This is a genomic window from Halomonas sp. BN3-1 (assembly GCF_003056325.1).
Taxonomy (GTDB): Bacteria; Pseudomonadota; Gammaproteobacteria; order Pseudomonadales; family Halomonadaceae; genus Halomonas; species Halomonas litopenaei.
This window is the reverse complement of record NZ_PYVV01000002.1, coordinates 52595-77863: the sequence shown is the minus strand read 5'-3', so window position 1 is coordinate 77863 and position 25269 is coordinate 52595. Positions and strand designations below refer to the sequence as shown.

At 64.5% G+C, this 25269-nt stretch carries 22 protein-coding genes; 14 read left to right on the top strand and 8 right to left on the bottom strand.

Annotation, left to right across the window (positions count from 1 at the left end; translation table 11 throughout):
- Positions 1-26 precede the first annotated feature (26 nt).
- Together C9F12_RS03730 and C9F12_RS03725 are read left to right on the top strand one after the other, a co-directional pair.
- On the top strand, positions 27-2063 hold the full coding sequence (locus tag C9F12_RS03730) for an alkyl sulfatase dimerization domain-containing protein (protein WP_205254624.1): 2037 nt from the start codon (positions 27-29) through the stop codon (positions 2061-2063).
- Positions 2064-2128: 65 nt separating this feature from the next.
- Entirely contained in the window at positions 2129-3004 is an 876-nt protein-coding gene (locus C9F12_RS03725) for an SDR family oxidoreductase (protein ID WP_108448035.1), read from the top strand.
- 13 nt (positions 3005-3017) lie between these two features.
- Here C9F12_RS03725 and C9F12_RS03720 read toward each other — a convergent pair whose 3' ends face one another.
- Positions 3018-4328: a DUF2252 family protein gene (locus C9F12_RS03720; protein WP_108448034.1), complete on the bottom strand. Its 1311-nt coding sequence runs from the start codon at positions 4326-4328 to the stop codon at positions 3018-3020.
- 113 nt (positions 4329-4441) lie between these two features.
- Here C9F12_RS03720 and C9F12_RS03715 point away from each other — a divergent pair, with 113 nt between their 5' ends.
- Both C9F12_RS03715 and C9F12_RS03710 read left to right on the top strand, forming a co-directional pair.
- Positions 4442-5953: an AlkA N-terminal domain-containing protein gene (locus tag C9F12_RS03715; protein WP_240184162.1), complete on the top strand. Its 1512-nt coding sequence runs from the start codon at positions 4442-4444 to the stop codon at positions 5951-5953.
- Entirely contained in the window at positions 5937-6470 is a 534-nt protein-coding gene (locus C9F12_RS03710) for a methylated-DNA--[protein]-cysteine S-methyltransferase (RefSeq protein WP_108448033.1), read from the top strand. Before C9F12_RS03715 ends, C9F12_RS03710 begins: the two co-directional genes overlap by 17 nt.
- A 65-nt stretch (positions 6471-6535) precedes the next feature.
- On the opposite strand, the gene C9F12_RS03705 is transcribed toward C9F12_RS03710, so the two are convergent.
- Positions 6536-6892: a DUF427 domain-containing protein gene (locus C9F12_RS03705; protein WP_045992174.1), complete on the bottom strand. Its 357-nt coding sequence runs from the start codon at positions 6890-6892 to the stop codon at positions 6536-6538.
- Between the two features lie 408 nt (positions 6893-7300).
- Between C9F12_RS03705 and C9F12_RS22720 the strand changes: the two genes are divergently transcribed.
- Together C9F12_RS22720 and chrA are read left to right on the top strand one after the other, a co-directional pair.
- A complete protein-coding gene (locus C9F12_RS22720; protein WP_205254623.1) occupies positions 7301-8026 on the top strand; it encodes a hypothetical protein in 726 nt (241 codons plus the stop codon).
- A gap of 296 nt (positions 8027-8322) precedes the next feature.
- On the top strand, positions 8323-9543 hold the full coding sequence (gene chrA, locus C9F12_RS03695) for a chromate efflux transporter (RefSeq protein WP_108448032.1): 1221 nt from the start codon (positions 8323-8325) through the stop codon (positions 9541-9543).
- Between the two features lie 256 nt (positions 9544-9799).
- Here chrA and C9F12_RS03690 read toward each other — a convergent pair whose 3' ends face one another.
- A complete protein-coding gene (locus C9F12_RS03690; protein ID WP_108448031.1) occupies positions 9800-10516 on the bottom strand; it encodes a DUF3581 family protein in 717 nt (238 codons plus the stop codon).
- Between the two features lie 258 nt (positions 10517-10774).
- On the opposite strand from C9F12_RS03690, the gene nhaD reads away from it, so the two are divergent.
- From nhaD to C9F12_RS03665, 5 genes are all read left to right on the top strand, one after another.
- Complete coding sequence (nhaD, locus tag C9F12_RS03685) at positions 10775-12253, top strand: sodium:proton antiporter NhaD (RefSeq protein WP_045991758.1); 1479 nt, start codon at positions 10775-10777, stop codon at positions 12251-12253.
- A 259-nt stretch (positions 12254-12512) separates the two neighbouring features.
- Positions 12513-13025 (top strand): substrate-binding domain-containing protein, encoded by a 513-nt coding sequence (locus C9F12_RS03680; RefSeq protein ID WP_240184161.1) that lies wholly within the window; start codon positions 12513-12515, stop codon positions 13023-13025.
- Entirely contained in the window at positions 12994-14214 is a 1221-nt protein-coding gene (locus C9F12_RS03675) for a hypothetical protein (protein WP_231498440.1), read from the top strand. Before C9F12_RS03680 ends, C9F12_RS03675 begins: the two co-directional genes overlap by 32 nt.
- Positions 14214-17075, top strand: a complete 2862-nt coding sequence (locus C9F12_RS03670) for an EAL domain-containing protein (RefSeq protein WP_108448030.1) — start codon at positions 14214-14216, stop codon at positions 17073-17075. The genes C9F12_RS03675 and C9F12_RS03670 overlap by 1 nt, the downstream gene beginning before the upstream one ends.
- A gap of 105 nt (positions 17076-17180) precedes the next feature.
- Positions 17181-17990, top strand: a complete 810-nt coding sequence (locus tag C9F12_RS03665; protein ID WP_052704270.1) for a PEP-CTERM/exosortase system-associated acyltransferase — start codon at positions 17181-17183, stop codon at positions 17988-17990.
- Between the two features lie 68 nt (positions 17991-18058).
- On the opposite strand, the gene C9F12_RS03660 is transcribed toward C9F12_RS03665, so the two are convergent.
- From C9F12_RS03660 to nanR, 5 genes are all read right to left on the bottom strand, one after another.
- Positions 18059-19288, bottom strand: a complete 1230-nt coding sequence (locus tag C9F12_RS03660; protein ID WP_162816379.1) for a DUF3541 domain-containing protein — start codon at positions 19286-19288, stop codon at positions 18059-18061.
- Positions 19289-19343: 55 nt separating this feature from the next.
- A complete protein-coding gene (locus tag C9F12_RS03655; protein WP_108448028.1) occupies positions 19344-19619 on the bottom strand; it encodes a DUF2442 domain-containing protein in 276 nt (91 codons plus the stop codon).
- A 1-nt stretch (position 19620) separates the two neighbouring features.
- Positions 19621-19842: a DUF4160 domain-containing protein gene (locus tag C9F12_RS03650; RefSeq protein WP_108448027.1), complete on the bottom strand. Its 222-nt coding sequence runs from the start codon at positions 19840-19842 to the stop codon at positions 19621-19623.
- Positions 19843-19973: 131 nt separating this feature from the next.
- A complete protein-coding gene (locus tag C9F12_RS03645) occupies positions 19974-20786 on the bottom strand; it encodes a trimeric intracellular cation channel family protein (protein WP_108448180.1) in 813 nt (270 codons plus the stop codon).
- A 98-nt stretch (positions 20787-20884) separates the two neighbouring features.
- The gene (gene nanR / locus C9F12_RS03640; protein ID WP_045991761.1) at positions 20885-21592 is read right to left on the bottom strand and encodes a transcriptional regulator NanR; all 708 of its coding nucleotides are present in this window, start codon (positions 21590-21592) and stop codon (positions 20885-20887) included.
- A 165-nt stretch (positions 21593-21757) separates the two neighbouring features.
- On the opposite strand from nanR, the gene C9F12_RS03635 reads away from it, so the two are divergent.
- Genes C9F12_RS03635 through C9F12_RS03625 form a run of 3 tightly spaced genes read left to right on the top strand, consistent with a single transcriptional unit; the run spans position 21758 to position 25269 of the window.
- Complete coding sequence (locus C9F12_RS03635; protein WP_108448026.1) at positions 21758-22588, top strand: phosphogluconate dehydrogenase C-terminal domain-containing protein; 831 nt, start codon at positions 21758-21760, stop codon at positions 22586-22588.
- A 60-nt stretch (positions 22589-22648) separates the two neighbouring features.
- Positions 22649-23914: a ribulose-bisphosphate carboxylase large subunit family protein gene (locus C9F12_RS03630; RefSeq protein ID WP_108448025.1), complete on the top strand. Its 1266-nt coding sequence runs from the start codon at positions 22649-22651 to the stop codon at positions 23912-23914.
- Positions 23911-25269, top strand: coding sequence for a four-carbon acid sugar kinase family protein (locus tag C9F12_RS03625; RefSeq protein WP_108448024.1), 1359 nt, complete (start codon positions 23911-23913; stop codon positions 25267-25269). Before C9F12_RS03630 ends, C9F12_RS03625 begins: the two co-directional genes overlap by 4 nt.

Sequence of the window (25269 nt, the reverse complement as noted above, 5' to 3'; positions counted from 1 at the left end):
CACGACAAACACAAGAGGAACCCCGCATGACGTCTCGCCCATTCCGTACCACCCTGCTGGCCACCGCCATCGTCCTATCTCTGAACCTTCCCGCAGCTCAGGCCCAGCCCCAGACTCAAGACAGCATTGCCCCCAACCCAGCAAGCGATGCCACCCGTGCAGCCAACCAGGCCATCAGGGAACTGCTCGACTTCAATGACCGCGCAGACTTCGATGATGCCAGCCGCGGTTTGATCAAGGCCACCCCTGAACTGGTGATCCGCGCCGACGACGGCCATGTCGTGTGGGACGTAGCGGTCTACCAGGACTTCCTCAACAACGAGGCGCCAGACTCGGTCAATCCGAGCCTGTGGCGCCAGGCCCAGCTCAACAATACCCCGGGACTCTACGAGGTGGTTGACGGCATCTATCAGGTGCGGGGCTTCGATCTCACCACCATGAGCGTGATTCGCGGCGAACGCGGCTGGATCGTCATCGATCCCATGACCATGACCGAACCCGCCGCCGCCGCCATGGCGCTGGTCAACGGAGAGCTCGGCGAGCGCCCGGTGACCGCAGTGATATATACCCACTCCCATCCCGACCACTTCGGCGGCGTCAAGGGCGTCATCAGCCAGCAGCAGGTCGACGACGGCGAGGTCCGAGTGATCGCACCGGAACACTTCACCGAACACGTCGCCAGCGAAATGGTGCTGCTGGGCAATACCATGAGCAGGCGGTCCCAATACATGCACGCCATGGGCTTGCCGCGCGGACCAAGACAACAGGTGGATAATGGCCTTGGCAAGGGAGTCGCCCGCGGCACTTTCACTCTGATCGAACCTACCGAGGAGATCACCGAGACCGGGCAGACGCTGAACGTCGATGGTGTCGAGATTGAGTTCCAGCTGACTCCCTCGGCAGAGGCAGACGCCGAGATGATGTTTTATTTTCCCCAGACACGCGCCCTGATGGGGGCAGAGAACCTCAATGCCTCGCTTCACAACCTACTGACGCCGCGCGGCGCCAAGGTACGTGACGCCCTGGGCTGGTCACGCGCCCTGGACGATACCCTGGCCCTGTTTGGCGACAGGACCGACGTAGTCTTCACCTCTCACTACTGGCCGCGATGGGGCCAGCAGCAGGTGCGCAACTACATCGAAAAGCAACGCGACCAGCTAAAGTATCTACATGACCAGACCCTGCGCCTGGCCAACCTGGGCTACAAGCGAGACGAGATCGCAGATGCCATCCGTCTGCCGGAAAGCCTGGCCAGCGAATGGTTCAATCGCGGCTACTACGGCACCGTGGAACACAACGTCAAAGGCATCTACCAGCGCTACCTGGGATTCTGGAGCGGCAACCCCGCAACCTTGGACCCGCTGCCTCCTGCGCGGGCGGGAGAACGCTACGTCGACGCCCTTGGCGGCGCCCAGGCCGTGCTGGAGCAAGGTCGCCAGGCCTACGCCGACGGCGACTACCGCTGGGCGGCCATGCTGTTGAATCATCTGGTGATGTCCGCGCCCGAACTGAGCGAGGCGCGAGCGCTTCAGGCAGACGTTTTCGAACAGCTTGGCTACCAGGCGGAGTCCGGGCCATGGCGTAATATCTACCTCACCGGAGCACGTGAACTACGCAATGGCATCGACACCGCCAACGCCGTCACCACAGCGTCACCGGACATGATCGCAGCCCTGCCCATAGAGCAGGTGTTCGACCTGCTGGCAGTACGCCTCAATGGTCCGGCTGCGGAAGGGCTGAGCCTGGCCATCGACTGGCACTTCAGCGATAGCGATCGGCACTACCGCCTGAACCTGGCCAACGCGGTACTGCGCCACCGCCAGGATGCCACCGGAGACGATGCGGATCTGAGCCTGACCCTCGATCGCGAGGTGCTCAACCGTGTGCTGCTCGGACAGGCATCGCTGGGCGACGAGATCGCCGCCGGCAACATCACGACAACGGGTGACGTCGCCACGCTGCAGACCCTGTTCTCGCTGATGGACAGTTTTACCCCGACCTTTCCCATCGCCACCTCGGCCGTTCAGGCAACGAGGGGACAACCGCCTCACAGCGATCAGTGAAGAAGGCGTCGGTTCAGCGGACCCGGGCAGACATCCGGGTTTTCACCACCTGCTCGGGAGACACCATGTTCGAACATCGTCACTTCGTCATCACCGGAGGTTCCTCCGGTCTGGGCCTGGCGCTGGCCCAGCGGCTGATACGCGAGGGCGCAAGGGTCACCCTGGTCGCCCGCAACGAGCAGCGCCTGCGCGCCGCACTCGACACGCTACAAGGCGAGTCACCTTCGGCGCGGGTTCACTGTCGGGCGGCGGATGTCACCGATAACGCCGCGACGCAGGAGGCCATGGCCGCCATCGCCGCCGACAGCGGCGCCATCGACGGTCTGATCAACTGCGCCGGGGTAATGCGCGAGGGTTACTTCGAGACACTGACCCAGCGGGACTTTCGCGAGGTCATGGAGGTCAACTACTTCGGCCCGCTCAACGCCACTCGGGCGGCGCTGCCGTTCCTGGCGGCCCAGGGCGGGCGCCAGCACGGACACAAGGGCAATGCCCCCGCGGCCTGGCTGATCAATATTGCCTCGGTGGCGGGCTTGACCGGGGTCTTCGGCTACACCCCCTACTGCGCCAGCAAGCACGCCCTGGTGGGGCTGACCGAGTCGCTTTACTACGAGCTCGCGCCCCAGGGCATCCGGGTACAGCTGGTGTGCCCCGGCGAGTTCGACTCGCCCATGGTCGACACCCTTGAACAGGGCCGGACGCCGGAAAATCGCGCCCAGACCCTGTCCATCCCCAAGGCCAGCCTGGACGCCATCGCCGACGATACCCTCAGGGGACTGCACAAGGGTGACTACCTGATCGTGCCGACCCGCCAGGCACGCCTGGCCACCCTTGGCATGCGCCTGGTGCCGGGTCTGTCACGCAAGCTGATGACGCGGACCCTGGCGCGGGTCTATCGAGGCCCTGCCCGCGAGCCACTGGAGCCGGGCGGGCAGACCTGAGCCAGGCCAGGCCTCACTGCCGATCCTTGCGCGACTGCACAAAGGTCTGATGGTCCTGGGCCACACAACGCGCGTAGCTGTGCGCCAGGGTGGTCACCATCTCGACCACCTGATCGAGGTGACCGTCGACCCGCCGGCCGACCGCCCGGGCAAAACGGCCCGGATCGTCCGGCGTCAGCGCAGCGGCGCCGCGCAGGTGCTCGCGGGCGAGGATGCCACCCCACTGCTTTACCTGCTGGCGATAGTCCTTGCCGCCCTTCAGCTTGTGGGTAGGAAAGTCTTCCTTGTAGGGCGAGCGCTCGCGCACCGAGAACACCTTGTCGCCCAGGTGCAGCCAGCCCAGGTAGATATCCGGGTGTTCGGCGATGGCGTGGAAAGCGGCGGCATGGCGAATGCCCTCATGGGGAAAGGTCGCCTTCCAGGCGCGCTTGCCGGCCTCGCTCATCAGCACCAGCCCGGCCGGCCCAGGCTGCTCCTTGACGTCGAGAATGACATCGTCGTGCTCGTGGTCCTTGCCACCCTCGATCAGCACGTAGAAACGGTCCAGTCCCAGTGAACCGGTGCCCGCATCCAGACGCCGCGCGGTGTCCTTGATGCGAAAGTGCTCGTCCTCGGACTCGCTGCGCTCGCCTTTCAGGGTATCGCGATACTCCTCGTTGATGGCCTTGCGCAACTGGCTGTCCAGGTGGGCAGGCAGGTTGGACAGCTTGCCCTCACGCTCGAGCCGGCGGCCGTCATCGTCGAGCCGGGTCCACTTGTCGAGCATCTTGGCCCGACTCTTCTTGCGCTCGACCTTTTGCATGAACGGCTTGAGCGGCCCCTTGGCGCTCTCCACATTGACGTACCCTGGGGTCTCGCCTCGGCGATGGTCGGCAAGCTCCCGATGGTAGGCAAGCACCAGGTGCTTGAGACCACGGCGCAGCGCCTTGGGCGAAAGACCCTGATTGTCGTGGGCGTCCAGCACCAGACTGATGGCCAGGCGCCAGAGATCATACTGATAGTCACCGATCAGCGAGTCGTCGAAATCGTCCATGCCGTAGCGCACGTGGTCATCGTGGTGGCCATAGGCGCCGAAGTTGAAGGCGTGGGCGTCACCCTGCAACCAGGTCTGGGTGTCGACCTGACCACCGTAGAGCGAAAAGCGCCAGTCATGCCAGACATCGGCCCAGTACAGATGATTGGTGCCTCGAAAGAAGGCGTAGGGCGAGGCCGCGATCTTGTCGAACTTGGCCTGCCGGTCGTCTTCCCTGAGACCGGTATTGGCTGCCTCGATGGCGTCAAGCACCTGACGCGGACGATTGTGGCGAGTCAAGGGTAGCGACATGCGGTTCTCCTGTGCGGGGGGGACAACGATCTTCCAGTGAGTGCCGATTTCCGCCATTGTGGGGACAAGGACGCGATAGACTTGTCCTCAAGCATACCGTCTGGGAGAGGGACATGCCTGCGCCGTCCACCAACCTGAACGCCACCCGCCAGCCAGGCGCCCCGGGCCACGCATCAGGCGCCCGCGCATCCCACCCCATGACGCTTGATCTCGCGACGCTGCGACGAGCCCGGCTCAGTCGGGACCCACGCTTCGACGGTCGCTTCTTCGTGGCGGTGCTGACCACCGGTATCTTCTGTCGGCCCATCTGTCCGGCGCGACTGCCGCGGGAAGACAACGTGCGCTACTACGAAAGTGCGCTGGGCGCGCTCCAGGCGGGTTACCGACCGTGTCTGCGCTGTCGTCCCGACAGCGCCCCGGGCTCGCCTGCCTGGCAAGGTAGTGACACCACCCTCAAGCGAGCGCTTGCGCTGATCGACCAGGGCGCGCTGGATGGTGACTCGGTCGAGGCCCTGGCCGCACGGCTCGGTATCGGGGCTCGCCATCTGCGAGGGCTGTTTCAGCGCCACCTGGGCATTTCGCCATCGGGCTATGCGCAGCATCGTCGCTGTCTGTTCGCCAAACAGTTGCTGCATGAATCGAGCCTGACCATCGGCGAGGTCGCGCTGGCCAGCGGCTTCGGCAGCGTACGACGCTTCAACGAGGTGTTCCGCGAGCGCATCGGACTCAGCCCCCGTGATATCCGCCGGCGCGTGTCGAGCACCAGCACGCGCAAGGACACAGGGCAGGGGCTCGGCCAGTGCCTGAGCCTGACCCTCGGCTATCGTCCCCCTTACGCCTTCGCCACGCTGCGCGACTTCTTCGCTCGCCGAGCGATCCGCGGTCTCGAGTGGGTCGGCGACGATCACTACGGCCGACGTTTCCGCTGGCGTAGCGCCCGTGGGCACTTCACCGCCTTCCATCAGCCCGAACGCCATGGCTTTCGTGTCGAACTGGTCATCGACGATCTGAATCAGGTGACCGGCGTCATCGCCAATATTCGGCGCATGCTCGACCTGGACGCTACCCCCTCATTGATCGACGCGACCCTGCGCGACGCGGCTCCCGTTCTGCCGCTGGTGGAAGGCCTGCGCCTGCCTGGGCTATGGTCACCCTTCGAGGCTGCCGTTCGCGCCGTACTCGGCCAGCAGGTCAGCCTCGTCCAGGCGCGCGCCCTGACCCAGACGCTGGTCGATGCCCTCGGCGAGAGGACCCCGGACGGTGGCCGCCACTTTCCGAGCGCGGCGTCGCTGGCAGGCTCGCCGCTTGCCTTTCTCGGCATGCCCGACAGCCGACGCCAGACGCTTCGACGCCTGGCCGAGGCGGTGGCAGGTGACGAGCGCAATCCTCCGCACTGGGAGGACATTCTCGGCATCGGCCCCTGGACCGCCGGCTACGCCCGTCTAAGGGGCGAAAGCGACCCCGATGTCTGGCTCGCCGGTGACGCCGTGATTCGACGCGTCCTGTCCCCCCCTTCATTGGCTGGGGGCGACAGCGACATCGGCATCGACATTGACAAGGCCCGCCCCTGGCGCAGCTATCTGCTGCTGCAACTCTGGAGTCATGACCATGACAACGACCCTTGATCCCATCGCCTGTCTCGACGCCTTCGCTGGACTCGAGGTCTACCATCCGCCCGAGGTCGACGCTCTGGGAGCCATCGTCATCGCCGCTACCGCTGGCGGCGTCGCCCGACTCGACTTTATCGACGTCGGCCGGGCCGAGACCATCACGACTCGCCCCTCGGAGCACACTCGCGCCTGCCGCGAACAACTTGATGACTACTTTCAGGGGCGACGCCAGAGCTTCTCGCTGCCGCTGGATCCCCATGGCACCGACTTCCAGCGTCAGGTGTGGAAGGCGCTGTCGGAGATCCCCTTCGGCGAGACCCGAAGCTACGCCCAGATCGCCGAAGGACTCGGCCGCAAGGGAGCCCACCGGGCGGTGGGCGCGGCCAACGGACGCAATCCCATCGCCATCGTGGTGCCCTGCCACCGGGTCATCGGCAGTGATGGCAGTCTGACCGGTTATGCAGGTGGCATGGGGCGCAAGCAATGGCTGCTGGCCTTCGAGGCCCAGGAAGTGCCGCTGGCGCTGTGCTGACCAGTTCCTGGCAGCCTGACCGCCTGACCGCCTGACAGGGCTCTCTATCGCCAAGCGGCCCCTCTTCAGGATTCGACGCTGGCGGTCGCCACCCTGGGATCGAATACCAGGTGGGCGCGGATCGCCTGGACGCCATCGAGGGGTTGTTCGTAGCTCCACACCGAATCTTCGTAACGGCGGCCGTTGACCTCCACATGGAAGTAGCGAGCGTCACCCTTGAACGGGCAGTGGGTCCGGGTGTCGCTTTCCACCAGACGGCTCATGTCGACGTCGCTGCGAGGCAGGTAGAGACGTGGCGGGTAGCCCGGTTCGGTGAGTTCCAGCGCGTGCAGGGTGTCGGCCAGGACCTGGCCTTCGACGTCCACTCTTACGCGGGTGGTCAAGGGGTAGATCGAGATTCGCTCCGTACGGGGGGTATCCATCGGCAGCATCCTCTGCGTGTCGGGAAGATGACGGTCTCGTCGAGTGCTGGCGAAGACCGAACCGGATTCCCGGGTGCCCTGCGCGGGCCCATTCCGAAGACCCCCGACGCCATCGCCTGCTCTCAAATTTCCATGAATCACAGTACCACGCCTGTAGAACACACTTTCAGCGTACTTTTTGCTGATTCAGCCTGATGCGCCGATTCAGCACAGCACTATCGCCCAGAGCTAGTGAGTGCTTATTAAGTGGTATCCGATATCCAGGTTTTTTATGCTAAGGACCGGGCGTGCGCTGAAATTCGGGCGTCGCTCTTGTCATGTCGTCCGTCCATTCGACTGCCCCCTCGTTCGACTGACCTGGTGTCTCATTCGCCCCGTCGCCATCCAACGCTCATCCAAGGACATCCGATGCCCCCCTTCGCACGTACCTCCCTCATTCTGGCGCTTCCTCTGCTGACCACCGCCTGCGCCGGCATGTCCACCAGCAAGCCTGCCGTGGCCCAGCAGCTCGACTGGTCCGCCGCTCCGGTCTATTCCACCCTGACCCTGAGCGCCGGCTTCCAGCCGGATCCCCAGACCCTCGACGTGATGGCCGGCGGCAATACCCGGGCCAGTGTGGTCAGCGCCGACTGCGCCGGCTTCGTCAACGCCGAGGCTCCGGATGTGGACATCAACTACACCGCCGGCAGCTATCCGCTGAAGATCGCCGCCACCTCGGCCAGCGATACCACCCTGGTGGTCTACGACGCCAGCGGCATCTGGCACTGCAGCGATGACGCCGACGGCACCGATCCGGCGGTGGTACTGACCTCGCCCCCCAGCGGCAACTACAACGTCTGGGTCGGCAGCTACGATGGCAGCGGCCAGCTGGCACCCGCGACCCTGGTGGTATCCGAGTCGCTGTCCACCAGCAGTGCAGCGTCGGCCGGCGCCTCTGCCAGCGCATCGAGCAGCTATGTCGGTGGCGAGATCGAGTGGGGCGACGACGGCAGCCAGTGGAGTCACGACGGTGAGTGCGATGATCCTCGCTTCGCCGGCCCCGGGGTTGCCAGCGGCAATATCGACGCCGATCGCTTCCACGACGCCAGCGACTGCCGCAGTCTGTATGAACAGGGCCGCCTCTACCTGCGCTAGGGCTTGTCTGAAAAGTACTGGCGCTCGTCGACTTTTCGGACAGCGCCTAAGGCTTGCCTGAAAAGTACCGGCGCTGGCTGACTGGTGGGATGAGGCCCTGGCCGAAGGGCTAGTCGGCCAGACTGGAGATAGAGCGGAGATAGAGCGGAGATTGAGTTGAGATAGACTGGAGACAGAGCGCAGACAGAGAGGGGGCATGACGCCCCCTGTCCATGCCACCTGCCTTCCGTTATCTCCTTTCATTTCACTGTCACCTCGAGGTGCCAGACTGGACTGCCACTTTTCGCGGTGACGTCATGGAACACAGCCCTCAACAATCGCAACAACCCCTCCGACAACAGCCGCGACGCCACCTGGATATCTTTCTGACCTTCCTTGGCCTCGGGCTGACGTCCTTCGGCGGTCCGGTCGCCCATCTCGGGTACTTTCATCAGGTCTTCGTCAAGCGCCGGGCCTGGCTGAGCGAATCCGCCTACGCCGAACTGGTGGCGCTGTGCCAATTTCTTCCCGGCCCGGCCAGCAGCCAGGTGGGGCTCGCCATCGGACTGATCCGCGGCGGCCTGGTCGGCGCCCTGCTGGCCTGGCTCGCCTTCACCCTGCCCTCGGCACTGGCGATGATGGCCTTCGCCTATGGTGCCGGTGCCATGGACGGCGCCCTTGGCGAAGCGCTGATCCACTCGCTCAAGCTGGTCGCCGTGGTGGTCGTCGCCCAGGCCCTGACCGGCATGGCCCGCAGCCTCTGCCCGGATCTTCCCCGTGCCGGGATGGCACTGGTGGCGCTTGCCATCATGCTGGTCGTCGGCGGCATCGGCGCCCAGGTGGCGGTCATCGTGCTGGGAGCCCTGGCAGGTCTCCTGCTGCTGGAAGGCGCGACGCCAACGTCGACCGACGACGCTGGCGTGCCGGCACCATCGCTGGCGTCCTGGGTGAGTCCCGTTGCCCTGGTGCTGTTCGCGCTGCTGCTGGGAGGGCTGCCCCTGCTGCACTGGCTCTCGCCCAACGCCTGGACGACGCTGGCCGACGGTTTCTATCGCGCCGGCGCACTCGTGTTTGGCGGGGGCCATGTGGTGTTGCCGCTGCTGGACGCCGAGGTGGTCGGCCGCGGGCTGGTCTCGACTCAGGAGTTTACGGCTGGCTACGGCGCCGCTCAGGCTGTTCCGGGGCCGCTGTTCACCTTCGCCGCCTATCTGGGCAGCGTTGCCGGCGGCGTGTGGGCGGGCGCCCTGGCGCTGGTCGCCATCTTCCTTCCCGGGGCCCTGCTGGTGATCGGGCTGTTGCCGGCCTGGCAACGGCTCGGCCGTCGCCCTCGCCTGAGGGCCGCCATGAGCGGTGCCAACGCCGCTGTGGTCGGGCTACTGGGGGCCGCCTTCATCGATCCGGTGTGGCAAAGCGCCATCGTCTCGACCCTCGACGTGGCGATCGTGGTGGCAGGATTCGTGCTGCTGAAGCGGCTGCCGGTGTGGGCACTGGTGCTGGCGTTTCTGGCGTTGGGGCTGGTCAGGGGGCTGCTGGGCTAGGGCTTGTCTGAAAAGTGCCTGCGCTCGGTAATACGGCGTTAAAAATCGGCTGGTGCGCCAGCCCGGTCAAAATGCTCATTTACACCCCGTAAACTGCGCTTTCTCACCGATTTTTGCCTTGTCTAACCTTCGCTCGTCGACTTTTCGGGCAGCGCCTAGGGCTTGGCTGGTACGAAAGGTGCCTGCCTGCCCATGAAGAAGGTGTCGCTCCCGACGCCGGCGATACCAGCAGCCGGCCGTCAGGTCCGGCCCGGACTCAGCAGGGAGTGCCGGCGTGATCCCGCTTCAACTGGTAGAACTGGTCGACGATGTCGTCCATGGCCTCGGCGTCATAGGGACACAGGCCACTGACCACCAGCTTCTTGCCACCATGACCGATACTTTCTCCAGCGGCGTCGATGGCGAACTCGAGGTGCACGTCACCGCGCTTGCCGATGACCTCCAGGCGGGAATCCAGCAGCCGTAACGCCGGCTCCAGCGCATCCAGTCGCGTCAGCGAAAAGCCCATGCTGTCGTAGATCACCAGCGGCCGCTTGGGATTGAACATGACACCGCAGTCTTCCATCAGCGGCTTCATGTAGTGAGGAAAGTTCTTTCCCGAAAACGCCACGTAGCAGCGCGTGAAGGCTTCGACGACGCTCTCGTCGAAGGTCACCTCTCCGCGCCGTTCGACCTCCAGATAGCACTTGCCGTCATCGTCCAGCACCCGTATCACCCGGTCGCCTTCCTCGCGAAAACTGAGCGCCCGATCCGCCCCCACCATGGCGAGAAAGCGAAAGTTCATGTGCGGCGACAGTCCGAAACGCTTCAGCACCAGAGCGAACAACAGGTCGCCCGGTACGCAGAACCGCCGTGCGCCCGGTGTGTGAATGGGGTTGAAGTCGCCGGCTATGCACTTGGCGAAGCGGCTCGCCTGGTCAGCGGAAATCACGATGCGATCATCGACGCAGGAGTGGTAGTCATCAAGAAACATGGAGCAGGCGCCTGGCTGAAACTGAAGATGGAGCTCCCGGAGGCTCTCCAGGCGAGCATGATGCCACAGAACCTGCCGAGATGAGCACCGCCGGCATCAACTAGCACAGATTCTTGCCCCGACAACCGGACAGGGCCTCACTACTCCTACCAAAGGTGCATTCCAGCGCGCCTTTGGCAGCATATTGCAGTGCAAAACGCTGTGGTAGTCTCGACGTCGATTTCTCCCTTTCTCATTCACTTTCAGGATGACATCGTCATGCATAATTATGACAACAAGAGGATACGACGACCGGGTCGCTGGCTCGTCCTCGCCGCTCTGCTGCTGATGGGGCTCACCCTGGCGGGAGCCAGCCAGGCGGTGACCGGAGAACTCGACCTCACCGGCTCCTTCGCCGGCTTTCTGGCGGTGGCCATCTTCGTGCTGGCCTACGCCCTGGTGATGGCGGAAGAAAAGCTGCACATGCGCAAGTCCAAGCCCGTGCTGGTGGCGGCAGGCCTTATCTGGGCGCTGATCGGCTGGACCTACGTGCAATCCGGTATGCCGGATGAGGCCGAGCATGCCTTCCATATGACGCTGCTGGAATTCTCCGAGCTGATGCTGTTCCTGCTGGTAGCGATGACCTACATCAACGCCATGGACGAGCGCCGGATCTTCGATGGCCTGCGTTCCTGGATGGTCCAGAAAGGCTTCAGCTACCGCACCCTGTTCTGGCTCACCGGCGGCCTTGCCTTCGTCATCTCGCCGATCGCCGACAACCTGACCACGGCGTTGCTGATGTGTGCGGTGGTGACCAAGGTGGCCGAAGGTGACAAGCGCTTCATCAATCTCTGCTGTATCAACATCGTGGTCGCAGCCAACGCAGGTGGCGCCTTCAGCCCCTTCGGCGACATCACCACCCTGATGGTCTGGCAGGCCGGCCTGATCGAATTTCAGGAGTTCTTCGAACTGCTGATTCCCTCGCTGATCAACTTTGTGGTCCCGGCGGTGGTGATGAGCTTCTTCATCCACAATCGCACCCCGGACAGCCTCGAGGAGACGGTGGAGCTCAAGCGTGGGGCACGCCGCATCATCGTCCTGTTCCTGCTCACGGTGGCCACCGCCGTTGCCTGCCACACCCTGCTGCACCTGCCGCCGGTGCTTGGCATGATGACCGGACTGGGCTATCTGCAGTTCTTTGGCTTCTATCTGCGCAAGAGCCTGCCCAAGTCGCTGGACCGCAAGCGCACCGTCTATACCCAGAAGGGCGACTGGAAGAAGCTCGAGCAACTCGGCAGCGTGGTCCCCTTCGATGTGTTCAACCGGGTCGCCCGGGCTGAGTGGGACACCCTGCTGTTCTTCTATGGTGTCGTCATGTGCGTTGGCGGTCTTGGCTTCATGGGCTATCTCGGACTGCTGTCTGACGTGATGTACAACCAGTGGGACGCGACCTGGGCCAATATCGCGCTCGGTGTCATTTCGGCGGTGGTCGACAACATTCCGGTGATGTTCGCGGTACTGACCATGGAGCCAGAGATGTCCCACGGCCACTGGCTGTTGATCACCCTGACCGCTGGCGTCGGTGGTAGCCTGCTGTCGATCGGTTCCGCTGCTGGCGTCGCGCTGATGGGCCAGGCACGCGGCTATTACACCTTCATGGGCCACCTGCGCTGGGCCCCGGTGATCGCGCTGGGCTACGCCGCCAGCGTCGCGGCGCACCTGTGGTTGAACCAGGCCAGCTTCGCCATTCAGGGCTGAATCCCGGCCGTCCCTCTCTCTGCCATGCCACCTTCGCAAGCACCACATCGCCTTGCGTTGGTGGCATAAACTCTTTACTACCTCTCTTTTCCCCCACAGTGACTCACCTTAGGATAAGCTTGTTAATGCACAAGCTGGGCGCATTTGATGCGTAACGACATCTGGCTATCTACCTATAAAGAGCGTTTTTCTGCGGCCAAGCCCAAGAAATGCGACGTCGCAAGGAAGCCATGCAGGGAATCCGGAGCACTATGACACAGTGGATGCCACTCTCCAGGTGGCGATTGTCCTCCATCGAGGCTGCAGAGAGGCTGCGTTGATGCGTCGGTTATCTCTTCGCCTCCTGTTCTGCATCTGGACGGTCCTGATCTCCGGAGGGCTGGCCAGCACGGCTGCGTGGGGAAAGACCGCAGACGAGGTGGTGGTCATTTCTCATCCTGGCCTTGCCCTGAGCGAGCTCGACCGCGATACCTTGCGGGCGATCTTTGCCATGCGCCTGCGCACCTGGCCCAGCGGGCAAGGCGCGGAGGTGTACGTCCTGGCCAGTGATGACCCCGTCCACGCCACCTTCGTCAAGGAATGGCTGTCTGTCTATCCTCACCAGTTGCAGCTGGCGTGGGACCGCATCGTCTTTTCGGGTACCGGGCAGGCGCCACATCGTGTGCGCAGTCAGCAAGACATGATCGACACGGTGGCCACCACCCCCGGAGCCATCGGCTACATCGAAAGGGAGTATCTGGATGAGCGCGTCCAAGCCATTGCCAGGGATTAGGTCGGTGGGTTGCCGCCTGGGGCTGCTGGCGCCTTCGCTGCTGGTGCCGCTGCTGCTGGTGTCCACCGCACAGGCGTCCCCCCTGGACACCTTCCAGGTGCACGGTTTTCTGAGCCAGGCGCTGGTGATCACCGACGACAACAACATGTTCGGCGACAGCAGCGATAGTGGCGGCAGCTGGGACTACACGGAGCTCGGCATCAACGCCTCCATCCGACCCACCGAGAACCTGCTGCTGGCCGCCCAGGCCCTGAGCCGGCGCGCCGGCGAGGTCGACAACGGTTCGGTGGAACTCGACTACGGTATCGTCGACTGGCAGATGCTGTCCGACCGGGATCGCACCTTCGGTATTCAGGTCGGGCGCTTCAAGAACCCCTTCGGCTTCTACAACCAGACCCGGGACGTGGCCTTTACCCGCCCCAGCATTCTGCTGCCACAGTCGATCTATTTCGACCGCACCCGTTCCCTGGGGCTGTCTGCCGACGGCGTCAGCCTCTACCACGAAGAGCGCATCGACAACGGAGTGATCCATGCCCAGCTGGGTGTCGGCCAGGCGCAGGTGGATGACGATGTGGAAGAGGTGCTGGGGCTCGATGTGTTGCCCGGCTCCTTCGACGCCGACACCTCGGCGGTAGGCCAGGTGCGCTACGAACACGACGGCGGTCGCATGGTATTTGCCGTCAGCGCGGCTTCGGTCAAGGCCGACTACGATTCCCCCGGTGCCTTTCCCGGAGACGGCAAGCTCGATTTCCAGCCGTGGATCTTCTCTGCTCAATACAACGCCGAGCTGTGGAGCCTGACCGCGGAGTACGCGCTGCGCGACGTCAGCCTCACCGGCTTCGACGCCTTCGAGGACAACGAGAACCAGGGTGAAAGCTGGTACGTGCAATATCGCCGGCGCTTCCTCGACGACTGGCGCTGGCTGGTCCGCTACGACAGCCTGGTCAACGACCGCGACGACCGCAACGGCACCGACTACGAACGCGAAGGCCGTGGTCCGGCCCACTCCCAGTACGCCAATGATTGGACCTTCGGTCTGCAATGGCAGCCCCATTCACGGGTCATGCTGGCGGGCGAATATCACTATGTGGACGGGACCGCCTGGCTGCCGGTTCAGGATAATCCAGATCCTGAAGACACCGAGCGACGTTGGAACATGTGGCTCTTCCAGCTCTCGTTGAGGTTCTGATGCCGGTTACCAGCCCGTCACGCCCCGAGCGCCTTCGCCTGGGCCTCACATGGCGAGTGGTCACCCTCACCAGCCTTTTGCTGGTGGCGTTGGCAGTGCTGTTCACCTACCTGTCTCACACCAACCTGACACGTCAGTTCACCGCCACGCGCCAGGAGCAGATCGAGCGCCAGCAGCGTGAGCTCGAGTTCGCCATCCGCCGTTCGGAAAAAGGGTTGCAGCAGCTGGCGGGACTGATCGCGGCCTCGCCCGACCTGGGCCCTGCGCTGGAGCAGGGGGCCCCGCCGTCACCGCCCGAGGCGCTGTCCCCTGCGTTGGCCTCACTGTGGCCCTCGCTCCAGCTGGAGGCGGGTATCGAACAGATGCTGGTCTACGATGATCGCACCCGTGCGGTCATGTCGCTGGGGCTCGAACCAGGCCAGTCGCCGCCGCCTCATTATCGTCGCTGGGTGGAAAGCGTCATGTCCCGGGAGCTCCCCCTGTCGCCGCTCGAGTGCTCTCCCGAGTGCCGCCAGTATGCCGTGGTCCCGATACTGGCCGACGGCGGCAGCGCAGGCACCCTGCTGCTGTCTCGCTCGTTGGCGGACGTCGCCCGCCAGACTCGCGAGATATCCACCAGCGAGGTCGCCCTGATCAGCGTCGATACCAGCGCCACCGAAGCCGCCTTTGAACCACGTCGACTGGACGGCTGGAAGGGACGGGTACAGGCGGTGACCAACGCCTCACAGAGCCTGCCGCTGCTGCACCAGGCAAGCCGAAAAGGTTCCCTCGAGGCATTGGCGCAGGAACCCCTGCGCCTGGAGCAGCAGGGACGTCATCTGGAGCTTTCCGCCGTCCCGCTGACCTCGTCCTCCGGGGCTCGTGCACCCGCCTATTTCGTGCTGATCTCGGACATCACCACCCAGATCCATGCCATCCAGCTGGATACCCGGACCCAGATGATGGCCAGTCTGTTTGGCTGGCTGTCTGCCGAACTCCTGCTGCTGGCGATCCTGCTGCGTCCCATGGCTCGACTGCGCCGGGTGGCCTCGGTGCTGCCGCCGCTGGCCAGTGGTGGCTTTTCCCAGGCGCGCGAAGCCTTGCCGCTGGCGCCACGTCGCCTGCCAGACGAGATCGACGTGCTGGAATCCAGCACCCTGACGCTGGCCGACAAGCTCGAGCGCCTGCAGCGCCAGGTGGCTCAGCGGGGGGATGAGCTGGCACGTCGTATCGATGAATTGGCCAGGGAGCGGGACTTTGTCAGCAATCTGATCGATACCGCCCAGGTGCATATCCTCACGCTGGACGAAGAGGGGCGCATCGACATGGTCAACGACTACCTCAAGGACCAGCTCGGCTGCCCCTCCCAGGAACTGCTGGGGCGTCGTTTCGACGACATCTTCGGCGCAGGCCCGGGGGACAGCGAGCCCAGTCAGCCCGTGCATCAGGAAGAACGCACCCTGACCCTTCCCGATGGGGAGCCACGCACCATCATCTGGTACCACAGCCCGCTGAAGAGCGGTGCCAAAGCCTCCCTGGCACGCATATCGGTGGGACTTGATATCACCGAGCGCAAAGCCGCCGAGGCCAGACTGACCTGGCTCGCCGAGCGCGATCCGCTGACCGAGCTCTACAATCGTCGCTTCTTCCTGGAGTCGCTGCGCAAGGCCCTGGCCCGTGACGAGCAGGGTGTGGTCATGCTGCTGGACCTTGACCAGTTCAAGGAGGTCAACGAGCTCAGCGGCCATCATGCCGGGGATCGCATGCTGCATACCGTGGCCCGCCTGCTGCAGCAGGAGTACGCCCACCGAGGGGTCATCTCGCGCCTCGGCGGCGACGAGTTCGCCCTGCTGCTGCCTGGGGTCGACGACGACCACGCGATCCGCGTCGCCCAGCACCTCAACCAGTTGTTCGAGAGCCTCGGGTTCGTCGCCGAAGGACGTCGCCACCGGGTCACTGCGAGCATCGGTATCGTCCCCTTCCCCACCGAGGGCGCCACCCCCGCCGACCTGATGGCCAGCGCCGACGTGGCCATGTACAAGGCCAAGGCCAGCAACCTGCAACGCTGGCACCTGCTGGCCACTCTGGAAAACGCCCGGGATGAGCTCAACGAGCGTGTCTACTGGGTCGACCGTATTCGCCGAGCCCTGGTGGAGGGTGACTTCGTGCTGATGGTGCAGCCCATCGTGCGGCTGGAGGATCGCTCGATCCGCCACTACGAGGTGCTGCTGCGCATGCGCGACGACGATGGCAGCCTGATATCACCGGCACGCTTCATCCCGGTGGCCGAACATTCAGGCCAGATCGTGGCCATCGATCGCTGGGTGCTGCATCACTGCGTGCATGCCCTGGCGAGGCTCGAGGGCATCAGCCTGGCGGTCAACCTGTCGGGACAGTCGCTCCACGACGAAGGGCTGAAGCAGTACCTGGCCAACCTGCTGACGGTCAGTCAGGCCGATCCCCATCATCTGGTGCTGGAAGTTACCGAGACCGCCGCCGTCACCGACTTCTCCACCGCCCGCGGGGTGCTGCAGAGCGTACGTGATCTAGGCTGTCGGACCGCGCTGGACGACTTCGGCGTCGGTTTCTCGAGTTTCCACTATCTGGGCCAGTTGCCGGTGGACTATATCAAGATCGATGGCTCCTTCATCCGCAGCCTGGCGACCAATCCCGACAGCCGCGTCATCGTCAAGGCGGTGTCGGACATCGCCACCGGCTTCGGCAAACAGGCCGTGGCGGAGTTCGTCGACCAGGAGGCGCTGATCCCGCTGCTGTCGTCCTACAACATCACCTATGGCCAGGGGTATCACCTTGGCCGTCCTGTGCCCTTCAAAGAGGTCTTCGCCTTCGATCCAGTGATCGACATCGATTCGGTAAACTAGTGCATATTGAATGGGTATTATCATAGACAGGGTGTACTGGTGCAGGGAGCCGGGCGCCCGCCGGGCCTTTGCGGCCCGGCTATAACAACACGGAGGTGATCCCCCATGCCAGCAGCAGACACCGAGAGGCCATCCCGGCAACAGCGCCTGCTGGAGCAGTTCGCCGACCAGTTCCGGGTAATCCTGGTAAAGACGGTCGCGGACAGGGAGCGGGTCTATTCGCTGCGCCATGACGTCTTTCTACGTGAGCTTCAATACGCCCTGCCAGGCGACAGTGACAAGCAACAGGAGCATGATGACTTCGATGAACAGGCCATCCACTGCCTGGTCGAACATCGCTCAAGCGGTCTGGCGGCGGGCTGCGTGCGACTGGTATTTCCCCCCGTCGATCGTCCGGATGACCTGCCGGTGATGAACGCCACCCGCAGCGTCTTCACGGCGCCTTCGCTACATCCGCGACAGCACGACGGGCGCCAGATCGCCGAAATTTCTCGCCTGGCGATCTCGCGGCTTTTCCGGGCCCCAAGCAAGGGCGAAGAAACGCTGCCGGTACAGTTTCCTCCGGAGGAGCGCCAGGCATTTCCGTTGATCGTCACCGGCCTGTTCTTGAGCGCCCACGCCCTTGCCGGCCTGACCGCACGGCGACACCTCTACGCCCTGATGGAGCCTCCCCTGGCGCGGCTGTTGACCCTGTCCGGCTTTCGTTTCCAGCCGGTGAGCGACACCATCCACTACTGCGGCACCCGGCGTGCCTACTACATCGACAACGAATGCGCCGAGCGCGAGCGCAATCCGCTGCTGACGCCGCTTTACCTCCGTCTGCACGAGTCACTGGGGGCCCAGTTGCCCGCCACCCGGGATCACCTCGACGGACTGGGGAGCCTGTGGCGCTCGACGTCGAGCTGCCGGGTATAGCGAGGCGTCGGTCGAGTGTCTGGCCTCTCGACCCGACTCTTGAGCGGACCTCCGACCTGACCTCCAACTCAGTCCAGGGGCGACGTTGCCAGGGACCGCCCAGGCAGTCGGCAGTCACGCTCCTCGGAGATGTCCTTGAGGACCAGCCGGGGCCCTGAATACAACCGCCCGTCCCACCCCAGCGTCATGATCGCCAGCACGTTGCGATGCTCACCTTCGCCCAGATCGAATCCGCCGTCGGTGGCGGGCAGGATGCCCGACTGCGGATCCCGTCGTGCCAGCAGCGCTTCATGCAGCACCGCCACCAGCGGATGATCGGCCTGCCCTGCCAACTGCAGCGACAGCGCCACCTCGGCGATGATATCGGCCTTGACCTGCAACAACGCCTCTCCCTGGCCGAGCAACGCCGCGACCGCCCAATCGAGCTCGCCGTCGGACAGCATCCGCTGGTAGTAGTGGCTCGCGGCGATGATGAAGTGGGTCAGGCCGTAGACCCAGTTGCGATATTCCGCCGGTGACAGTCCCTCGATCCGTCCGGGTGGATAGCGGTCACGAAAGGCCCGAGCGAGCTCGCCACGCAGATCCACGATCCCCAGCTGGGCCAGGAAGGCGGCCTGGTTGGCCACCTGGGCGGCATACACCGACAGCACCTCGGGGTCGGTCAGAAAGGCCCGCCAATCCACGGCGCCCACGGCCTGCACAAGCAAGCGCCGGTCAGCTTCGGAAAGCTGTCCAAGCAAGCCGTGGTAGCGGGCCTGGGCCAGCCGAAACAGGATGCCCCGAGGCAGCATCATGTCGACATGTTCCGACAGCATGGCCTTGCGCCGACGCTGCTTGGGGCTGGTCTCGGGGTAGGCCGCCAGCAACTCGCGATTGCGCTGGCGAAGCCGGTCACTGTCCGCGACGGTGAAGGCGTCACGCGCGAGCTGATCGAGCAGACGTCGGCCGTAGGCATGATTGGCGCACAGGTAGGCAGGGTCACCGGTCACCCGCCACAACCGCTGGGCGTAGTGGCGCTGCTTGTCGGCGGGAAGAAGGTCGAAGGAGGTTTCATAGACGGCACGGATCTCGGCGGCGGCGCGCCTCTCGGCGATAGTACGACTCTCGCCAGCAGCACCGCTTTCGCCAACAGCAACATTTGCGCCAACAGCTCCTGGAGATTGGCCGACAGGAGAAGATCGAGAGGCCGGCTCAGAAACCTGAGTCGAGGCAAAGACGGCAGTGTCGCTCGGCAATGACAACAGCGCCGGCGATGCGACGCTCAGCAGCAGCGTCATCGCACCGAATAGCGTGAACAAGCACGCTCGACGCACCGAAGCGCCCTTCATGGTGGTTTTCAAGCCAGACGGCCGGTCAAGCGACGCTTTCGCGGCGGCGCGTCTGATCACCGCGACCGGCCAACAGACCTGCCACGGAGATATCTTCGTCCAGGGCCTCCCAGTGCAGCCCTTCTCCGCCGCCGATCAGCTCCCACGGCTCACGTTGTTCACGTGAGCCGTGCAATAGCCTGGGAAACCAGGCCAGCGGGATCGAAAGTTCTCGCCCATCATTCAGGGTGACGCAAAATGCATCGGAGGAGAATGCCACATCAACTGCCAGGGGTTCGGATTCAAGACGTAAAGTACGCATGTCATGCCTCCAGAAACTCTGCCTGGTGCCGTTCAACCAGCCGACAGAGCTGGGTGATTTCATGGGCACGCAGACGTTTGCTCGATTGCAACTCGACCGGATCCAGCCAGAATTTCGCGACCTGATCGCCCGCCGCCACGTGAACATGGGGCGGCTCTCGTGGATCGCCTTCGTCGCTGTAGAAGAAAAGCCGGTACGGGCCTTTTCTCAAGAGTGTCGGCATCACTCCCTCATGGGGGAGCGGCGTCCCCCTTGTCACCATGCAGGGGATAACTACATCGGCTCACTGAACAAGAGCATGGCACCTGCCACCTCGGTTGAACAGCGCGAACCAGCGAACGCGTCAGATCTCGCTCAGTCGACGTCCTCATCCTCGGGCCACAGGCGAGCAGCCTTGCTTCGGGAGACCATCCTCACCCGCATCTTGGGACGCGCGACGTCGGCGGACGATGCCGTCTCGCGGGCCGATGTCAGCGGTGTGTCATTGCCATCGGCCGGCATCGCCGCCGGGTCAGGAGGCACCGCTGCGGCGTCGGCATCCGCCGCCCGACTCGACGCCGACTGGCCAGGAGATGGCTCGATCACCACCCAGGCCAGCACCGGCAGCACGAGCTGCCAGCGGATCGCCGCGAGCCGCAGCCCCAGGGTGGTGACAAGCGACAGCAGGATGCCAAGCCTGGGGGTGCCAAGGCTTGCCAGAGCCACGAAGACCACACCGCCGGCGATGGCGGCGGTGGCGTAAACCTCACGACACAGCACCATCGGCACGCGCCTTGCCAGCACGTCACGGATCATGCCGCCGGCCACCCCGGTAAACAGCCCCATCAACACCGCCACGACCCCCGAGGTCCCCAGCAGCATCGCCTTGTTGGCACCAATGATCACGAACAGCGCCAGACCAAAGGCGTCGGCCACCGGCAGCACCACCCGATTGAGGCGGTGGATATAGTGAAATCCGACCAGCGCGCACAGCACCGTGGCCAGGATCACCCAAAGATAGGTCGGATCGCGGATCCAGAACACCGGGGCGACACCCAGCACCAGATCACGCAGGGTCCCTCCTCCGACGGCGGTCACCGCCGCCAGCACCAGCATGCCGATGGGATCCATGCGTGAGCGGCACGCCAGCAAGATGCCCGACAGGGCGAAGACCACCGTCCCCGCCATGTCCAGGGCGTAGACCAGATCACTATCCAAGGTCCCGTTCCTTCTCGATAAGTGTCGCCCGTCCGGGGCGAGCGTCAAAAGCGGGGATCAATGCGCCCTCAACTGGGAGCGTACACCGAACGCGCCCTTTCCAGATGACGCGTCATCTCGCGAATGGCGGCGCCTTCGTCGCCGTTCTTCAACGCCGCCAGGATGCGCTCGTGCTCCTCCAGCGTCACATGCTCGCTGCCTTTCCAGTGGATCAGCGAGGTATGGAACCTGGCCAGCCACTCGAACATCGCCCGACTGACCGCGATGAAGATAGGGTTACCGGTGGTCTCGGCGATGGCAACATGAAACCCCATGTCCGCCGCGATAAAGGCATCGATGTCCTTGTTCAACGCCACCCGCTGGCGCTCCACCAGCGCCTCGAGGCGCGCCAGATCCTTGGCGCCCACCTGCCGCGCCGCCCGCGCCACCATGCCCACCTCGAAGAATAGCCGCGCCTCCTTGAGGTGTTCGAGCGAGGCGGGTTCGGTCGACAGCAGGTGCATCGCGGTCAGTTCTATCTGGGCCAGCATGCCGTCGGCACTGGGCGTCAGCACCTTGGGCCGCTGCCCGTGGTGGATCGACACAAGCCCCAGTCGCTCCAGCGCCTGCATCGCTTCGCGGATGGCCGGCCGGCCGACCCCGAAGGTATCCATCAATTCCCGCTCAGAGGGCAGGCTGTCCCCCGGCGCATAGTCGCCGTTCAACAGTTGCTGATAAAGCCGATCGAACACCTCGTCGGACAGTTTGCGGCGAGAAATTTTTAACGAGTCGCTCATGGCCTCTACCTCGCGGCGCCAGGCCCCGCAGCATACCCATGCCAGCGGGCCTGGAACATGACACTCGACCAAGGTCGTGTTTGACAGCCTCGGCCACTTATATTGTCATCATACCAGTTGCAGCAAAGCTTGCCTCTTCCACTTTTTCACACAGGTTACCTGGCCATGACGACCATTGCCTTGATCGGTGCCGGCGGCAAGATGGGCGCCCGCCTCTCCCGCAATCTCAAGACTTCGGACTTCGACGTGCGTCACGTCGAGGTCAGCGAACAGGGCCGCCAACGGCTTCGCGACGAACTCGACATCGAGTGCGTCGACAGCGCCGAGCAGGCGGTGGCCGGCGCGGATGTGGTCATCCTGGCCGTTCCCGACACCCTGATCCAGAAGATTGCCGCCGAGCTGTCACCGTCGATCGAAGCCGGCACCATGGTGGTCTGCCTGGACGCCGCCGCCCCCTTCGCCGGCCATCTGCCCGAACGTGACGACCTGGTCTACTTCGTCACTCACCCTTGCCACCCCCCGATCTTCAACGACGAGACCACCCTCGAGGCCAAGCGCGACTATTTCGGCGGCAGCCACGCCACCCAGCATATCGTCAGCGCCTTGATGCAGGGCGATGACCGCCACTTTGCCCTCGGCGAGGCCGTGGCCAGGACCATCTATGCCCCCGTCGGGCGCAGCCATCGCGTCAGCGTTGAACAGATGGCGCTGCTGGAACCCGGTCTGTCGGAAACGGTATGTGCCACACTGTTATCGGTGATGCGTGAAGCGATGGACGAAGTCGTGGATCGAGGCGTCAGCCATGAGTGCGCCAGGGACTTTCTGCTTGGCCATCTCAACATCCTCGGTGCGGTGATCTTCGATGAGCAGCCCGGCGCTTTCTCGGACGCCTGCAACAAGGCGATCGAGAACGGCAAGCCGATGCTGATGCGCGATGACTGGAAGCGGGTGTTCGAACCAGACGCCATCGCCGACAGCATTCAGCGCATCACCTGAGGGGCCACGCTCTCCACAGAGTCTGACGACAGCGCCATCGCGAGTATCAAGAGGCCAGGCATGAACCGAATCGAAGCCAGCTACCTGATCGAGACCCCCTTCGAGGTGGAGCAGGCCTGCCAGGTGATGGCCGGGGAGCAATCCTGCGGCACCTTCACCCGCCTGGCCGCGGAAACCGATGACTTTCGAAAGCGTCATGCGGCCAGGGTCGAGTCCATCGAATTGCTCGACAGCGTCGACGCGCCCTCGCTGCCCATGCCGACCCGGCCCCAGCCGCCCGGCACCCGCTACCAGCGTGCCCGGGTGCGTTTGTCCTGGCCCCTTGAGAACCTCGGTCCGTCACTGACCACGCTGATGGCCACCCTCGCCGGCAATCTGTATGAACTCAAGGAATTCTCCGGGCTCAGGCTGCTCGACGTCAGCCTGCCCCACGCCTTTGCCGAGGCCTGCCCCGGGCCCCAGTTCGGCATCGACGGTACCCGCCGCCTCAGCGGCGTCGACCAGGGCCCCCTGATCGGCACCATCATCAAGCCCAGCGTCGGGCTCTCAGCCGATGCCACCGCCGAGGTGGTGAAGGAACTGCTGGATGGCGGCATCGACTTCATCAAGGACGATGAACTCCAGGCCAACGGCCCGCACTGCCGGTTCACCGAGCGGGTCGACGCGATAATGCCGCTGGTGCTCGAACATGAGCAGCGCACCGGACGCAAGGTCATGGTGGCCTTCAACATCACCGGCGAGATCGACGAGATGCGCCGGCACCACGACCACGTGCTGGCCGCCGGCGGCAGCTGTGTGATGGTCGCCCTGAACGCGGTGGGTCTGGCCGGCGTCAGTCATCTGCGGCGCCACTGTGAGCTGCCCATCCACGGCCACCGCGCCGGCTGGGGCATGTTCAGCCGGGAGCCGCTATTGGGCATGGACTTCGCCGCCTGGCAGACCTTCTGGCGCCTGGCCGGCGTCGATCACCTTCACGTCAATGGTCTGGCCAACAAGTTCTCGGAGTCCGACGACAGTGTCGCCGCCAGCGCCCGGGCCTGCCTGACACCGCTGTTCGAGCCCCCGGGACCGGCCCACACCGTGATGCCGGTGTTCTCCTCCAACCAGACCGCCTGCCAGGCCATCGACACCTGTCGCGCCATGGGGGGCGGCAGCGACATGATCGTCACCGCAGGCGGCGGCATCATGGCCCACCCTGGAGGTATCGCCGCCGGCGTCAGAAGCCTGCGCCAGGCCTACGACGCCGCTGCACGCGGCATCTCGCTGTCCGACCACGCCCGTGACCATGGCGAATTGGCCCAGGCTCTGGAGACCTTCTGCCCATGAACGACCTGCTGCTGACCTACTACGGCGACGACCTGACCGGCTCCACCGACGCGCTCGAGGCCCTGGCCTGCCAGGGCGTCCCCAGTGTGCTGTTCACCGCTCGCCCCAGCGCCGAGCAGCGCGCCCGCTTCGATCATTGCCGTGCCCTGGGCCTGGCCGGCACCAGCCGCAGCGAGTCCAATGACTGGATGCGCCGCGAGCTCAAGCGTTCCTTCCAGTGGCTGGCCGAACAGGGCGCAGCGCTGACCCACTACAAGACCTGCTCGACCTTCGACAGCAGCCCCGAGGTCGGCAGCATCGGTTGTGCCATGGAGGTGGCGCGCGGCGTCTTCGGCGAGACACCGATCCCACTGGTGGTGGGGGTGCCGCAGATGCGCCGCTACACCGTCTTCGGAGAGCTCTACGCCGCCTATCAGGATCAGATCTACCGTATCGATCGACACCCGGTGATGTCGCGCCACCCGGTCACCCCCATGCACGAGGCGGACCTGCGCCGCCACCTGGCCGCCCAGACCACTCTGCCGGTCGGCCTGATCGATGTGCCCAGCCTGGCCCTGCCGGATATCGACGAACGCGTGGATCACGCCCTCGCCGAGCATCCGGCGGTGCTGTTCGACGTGCTCGAACCCACCCATCAACAGACCGTGGGTCATCAACTCTGGCGCACTCGCCCGCAGCAGCAAGGCGGCAAGGGCGGCTTCGTGGTCGGCTCGTCCGGCGTCGAGTATGCCCTGCTCGCCGAATGGCAACGCCTGGGGCTGGTGGAAGGGGGCAACGACTTTACACCGCCCCGTACGGTCGAGCGCATCGCGGTGGTCTCCGGCAGCGTCTCCAGCACCACCGCACGCCAGATTCACTGGGCGGTCGAACACGCCGGTTTTCAGCGCATCGAGCTCGACGCTCGCAGTCTGGCCATTCCCGCCCATCGCAACGAAGCCATGGCCACCGCCATCCTCAAGGCGCTGGATGCCCTGAGCAGTGGCCGCAGCGTCATCCTGCACACCGCCATGGGACCCGACAGCCACGACGACAGCCTGGCCACCGAATCCAGCCGCCACAGTCTCGGCAAGGCCCTCGGCGAGATGCTCAAGGCGCTGGTGGACGATCAGGGGCTGACCCGGGTGTGCGTGGCCGGCGGCGACACCTCGAGCCATGCCATCACCGCCCTGAACATCCATGCCCTGACGGTCAAGATGCCGCTGCCGGACACCCCGGGTTCGCCGCTGTGCCAGGCCCACAGCGACGACCCGCGCTACCAGGATCTAGAGATCGCCTTCAAGGGCGGTCAGATCGGTGGCGACGACTACTTCGAGCGGCTAAGGCGAGGACGAGCCCTGGCCGACCACGAGCACTGA

Excerpts from the sequence above, each read along its gene's own strand:
- C9F12_RS03655 (WP_108448028.1), bottom strand. The coding sequence starts at position 19,619 with ATGCGTACTTTACGTCTTGAATCCGAACCCCTGGCAGTTGATGTGGCA.
- C9F12_RS22720 (WP_205254623.1), top strand. The coding sequence starts at position 7,301 with ATGCCCCCCTTCGCACGTACCTCCCTCATTCTGGCGCTTCCTCTGCTG.
- C9F12_RS03705 (WP_045992174.1), bottom strand. The coding sequence starts at position 6,892 with ATGGATACCCCCCGTACGGAGCGAATCTCGATCTACCCCTTGACCACC.
- C9F12_RS03630 (WP_108448025.1), top strand. The coding sequence starts at position 22,649 with ATGAACCGAATCGAAGCCAGCTACCTGATCGAGACCCCCTTCGAGGTG.
- C9F12_RS03675 (WP_231498440.1), top strand. The coding sequence starts at position 12,994 with ATGAGCGCGTCCAAGCCATTGCCAGGGATTAGGTCGGTGGGTTGCCGC.
- chrA (WP_108448032.1), top strand. The coding sequence starts at position 8,323 with ATGGAACACAGCCCTCAACAATCGCAACAACCCCTCCGACAACAGCCG.
- C9F12_RS03650 (WP_108448027.1), bottom strand. The coding sequence starts at position 19,842 with ATGCCGACACTCTTGAGAAAAGGCCCGTACCGGCTTTTCTTCTACAGC.
- C9F12_RS03730 (WP_205254624.1), top strand. The coding sequence starts at position 27 with ATGACGTCTCGCCCATTCCGTACCACCCTGCTGGCCACCGCCATCGTC.
- C9F12_RS03715 (WP_240184162.1), top strand. The coding sequence starts at position 4,442 with ATGCCTGCGCCGTCCACCAACCTGAACGCCACCCGCCAGCCAGGCGCC.
- C9F12_RS03725 (WP_108448035.1), top strand. The coding sequence starts at position 2,129 with ATGTTCGAACATCGTCACTTCGTCATCACCGGAGGTTCCTCCGGTCTG.
- C9F12_RS03645 (WP_108448180.1), bottom strand. The coding sequence starts at position 20,786 with ATGGCGGGGACGGTGGTCTTCGCCCTGTCGGGCATCTTGCTGGCGTGC.
- nanR (WP_045991761.1), bottom strand. The coding sequence starts at position 21,592 with ATGAGCGACTCGTTAAAAATTTCTCGCCGCAAACTGTCCGACGAGGTG.
- C9F12_RS03720 (WP_108448034.1), bottom strand. The coding sequence starts at position 4,328 with ATGTCGCTACCCTTGACTCGCCACAATCGTCCGCGTCAGGTGCTTGAC.
- C9F12_RS03710 (WP_108448033.1), top strand. The coding sequence starts at position 5,937 with ATGACAACGACCCTTGATCCCATCGCCTGTCTCGACGCCTTCGCTGGA.
- C9F12_RS03690 (WP_108448031.1), bottom strand. The coding sequence starts at position 10,516 with ATGTTTCTTGATGACTACCACTCCTGCGTCGATGATCGCATCGTGATT.
- C9F12_RS03665 (WP_052704270.1), top strand. The coding sequence starts at position 17,181 with ATGCCAGCAGCAGACACCGAGAGGCCATCCCGGCAACAGCGCCTGCTG.
- nhaD (WP_045991758.1), top strand. The coding sequence starts at position 10,775 with ATGCATAATTATGACAACAAGAGGATACGACGACCGGGTCGCTGGCTC.
- C9F12_RS03670 (WP_108448030.1), top strand. The coding sequence starts at position 14,214 with ATGCCGGTTACCAGCCCGTCACGCCCCGAGCGCCTTCGCCTGGGCCTC.
- C9F12_RS03635 (WP_108448026.1), top strand. The coding sequence starts at position 21,758 with ATGACGACCATTGCCTTGATCGGTGCCGGCGGCAAGATGGGCGCCCGC.
- C9F12_RS03625 (WP_108448024.1), top strand. The coding sequence starts at position 23,911 with ATGAACGACCTGCTGCTGACCTACTACGGCGACGACCTGACCGGCTCC.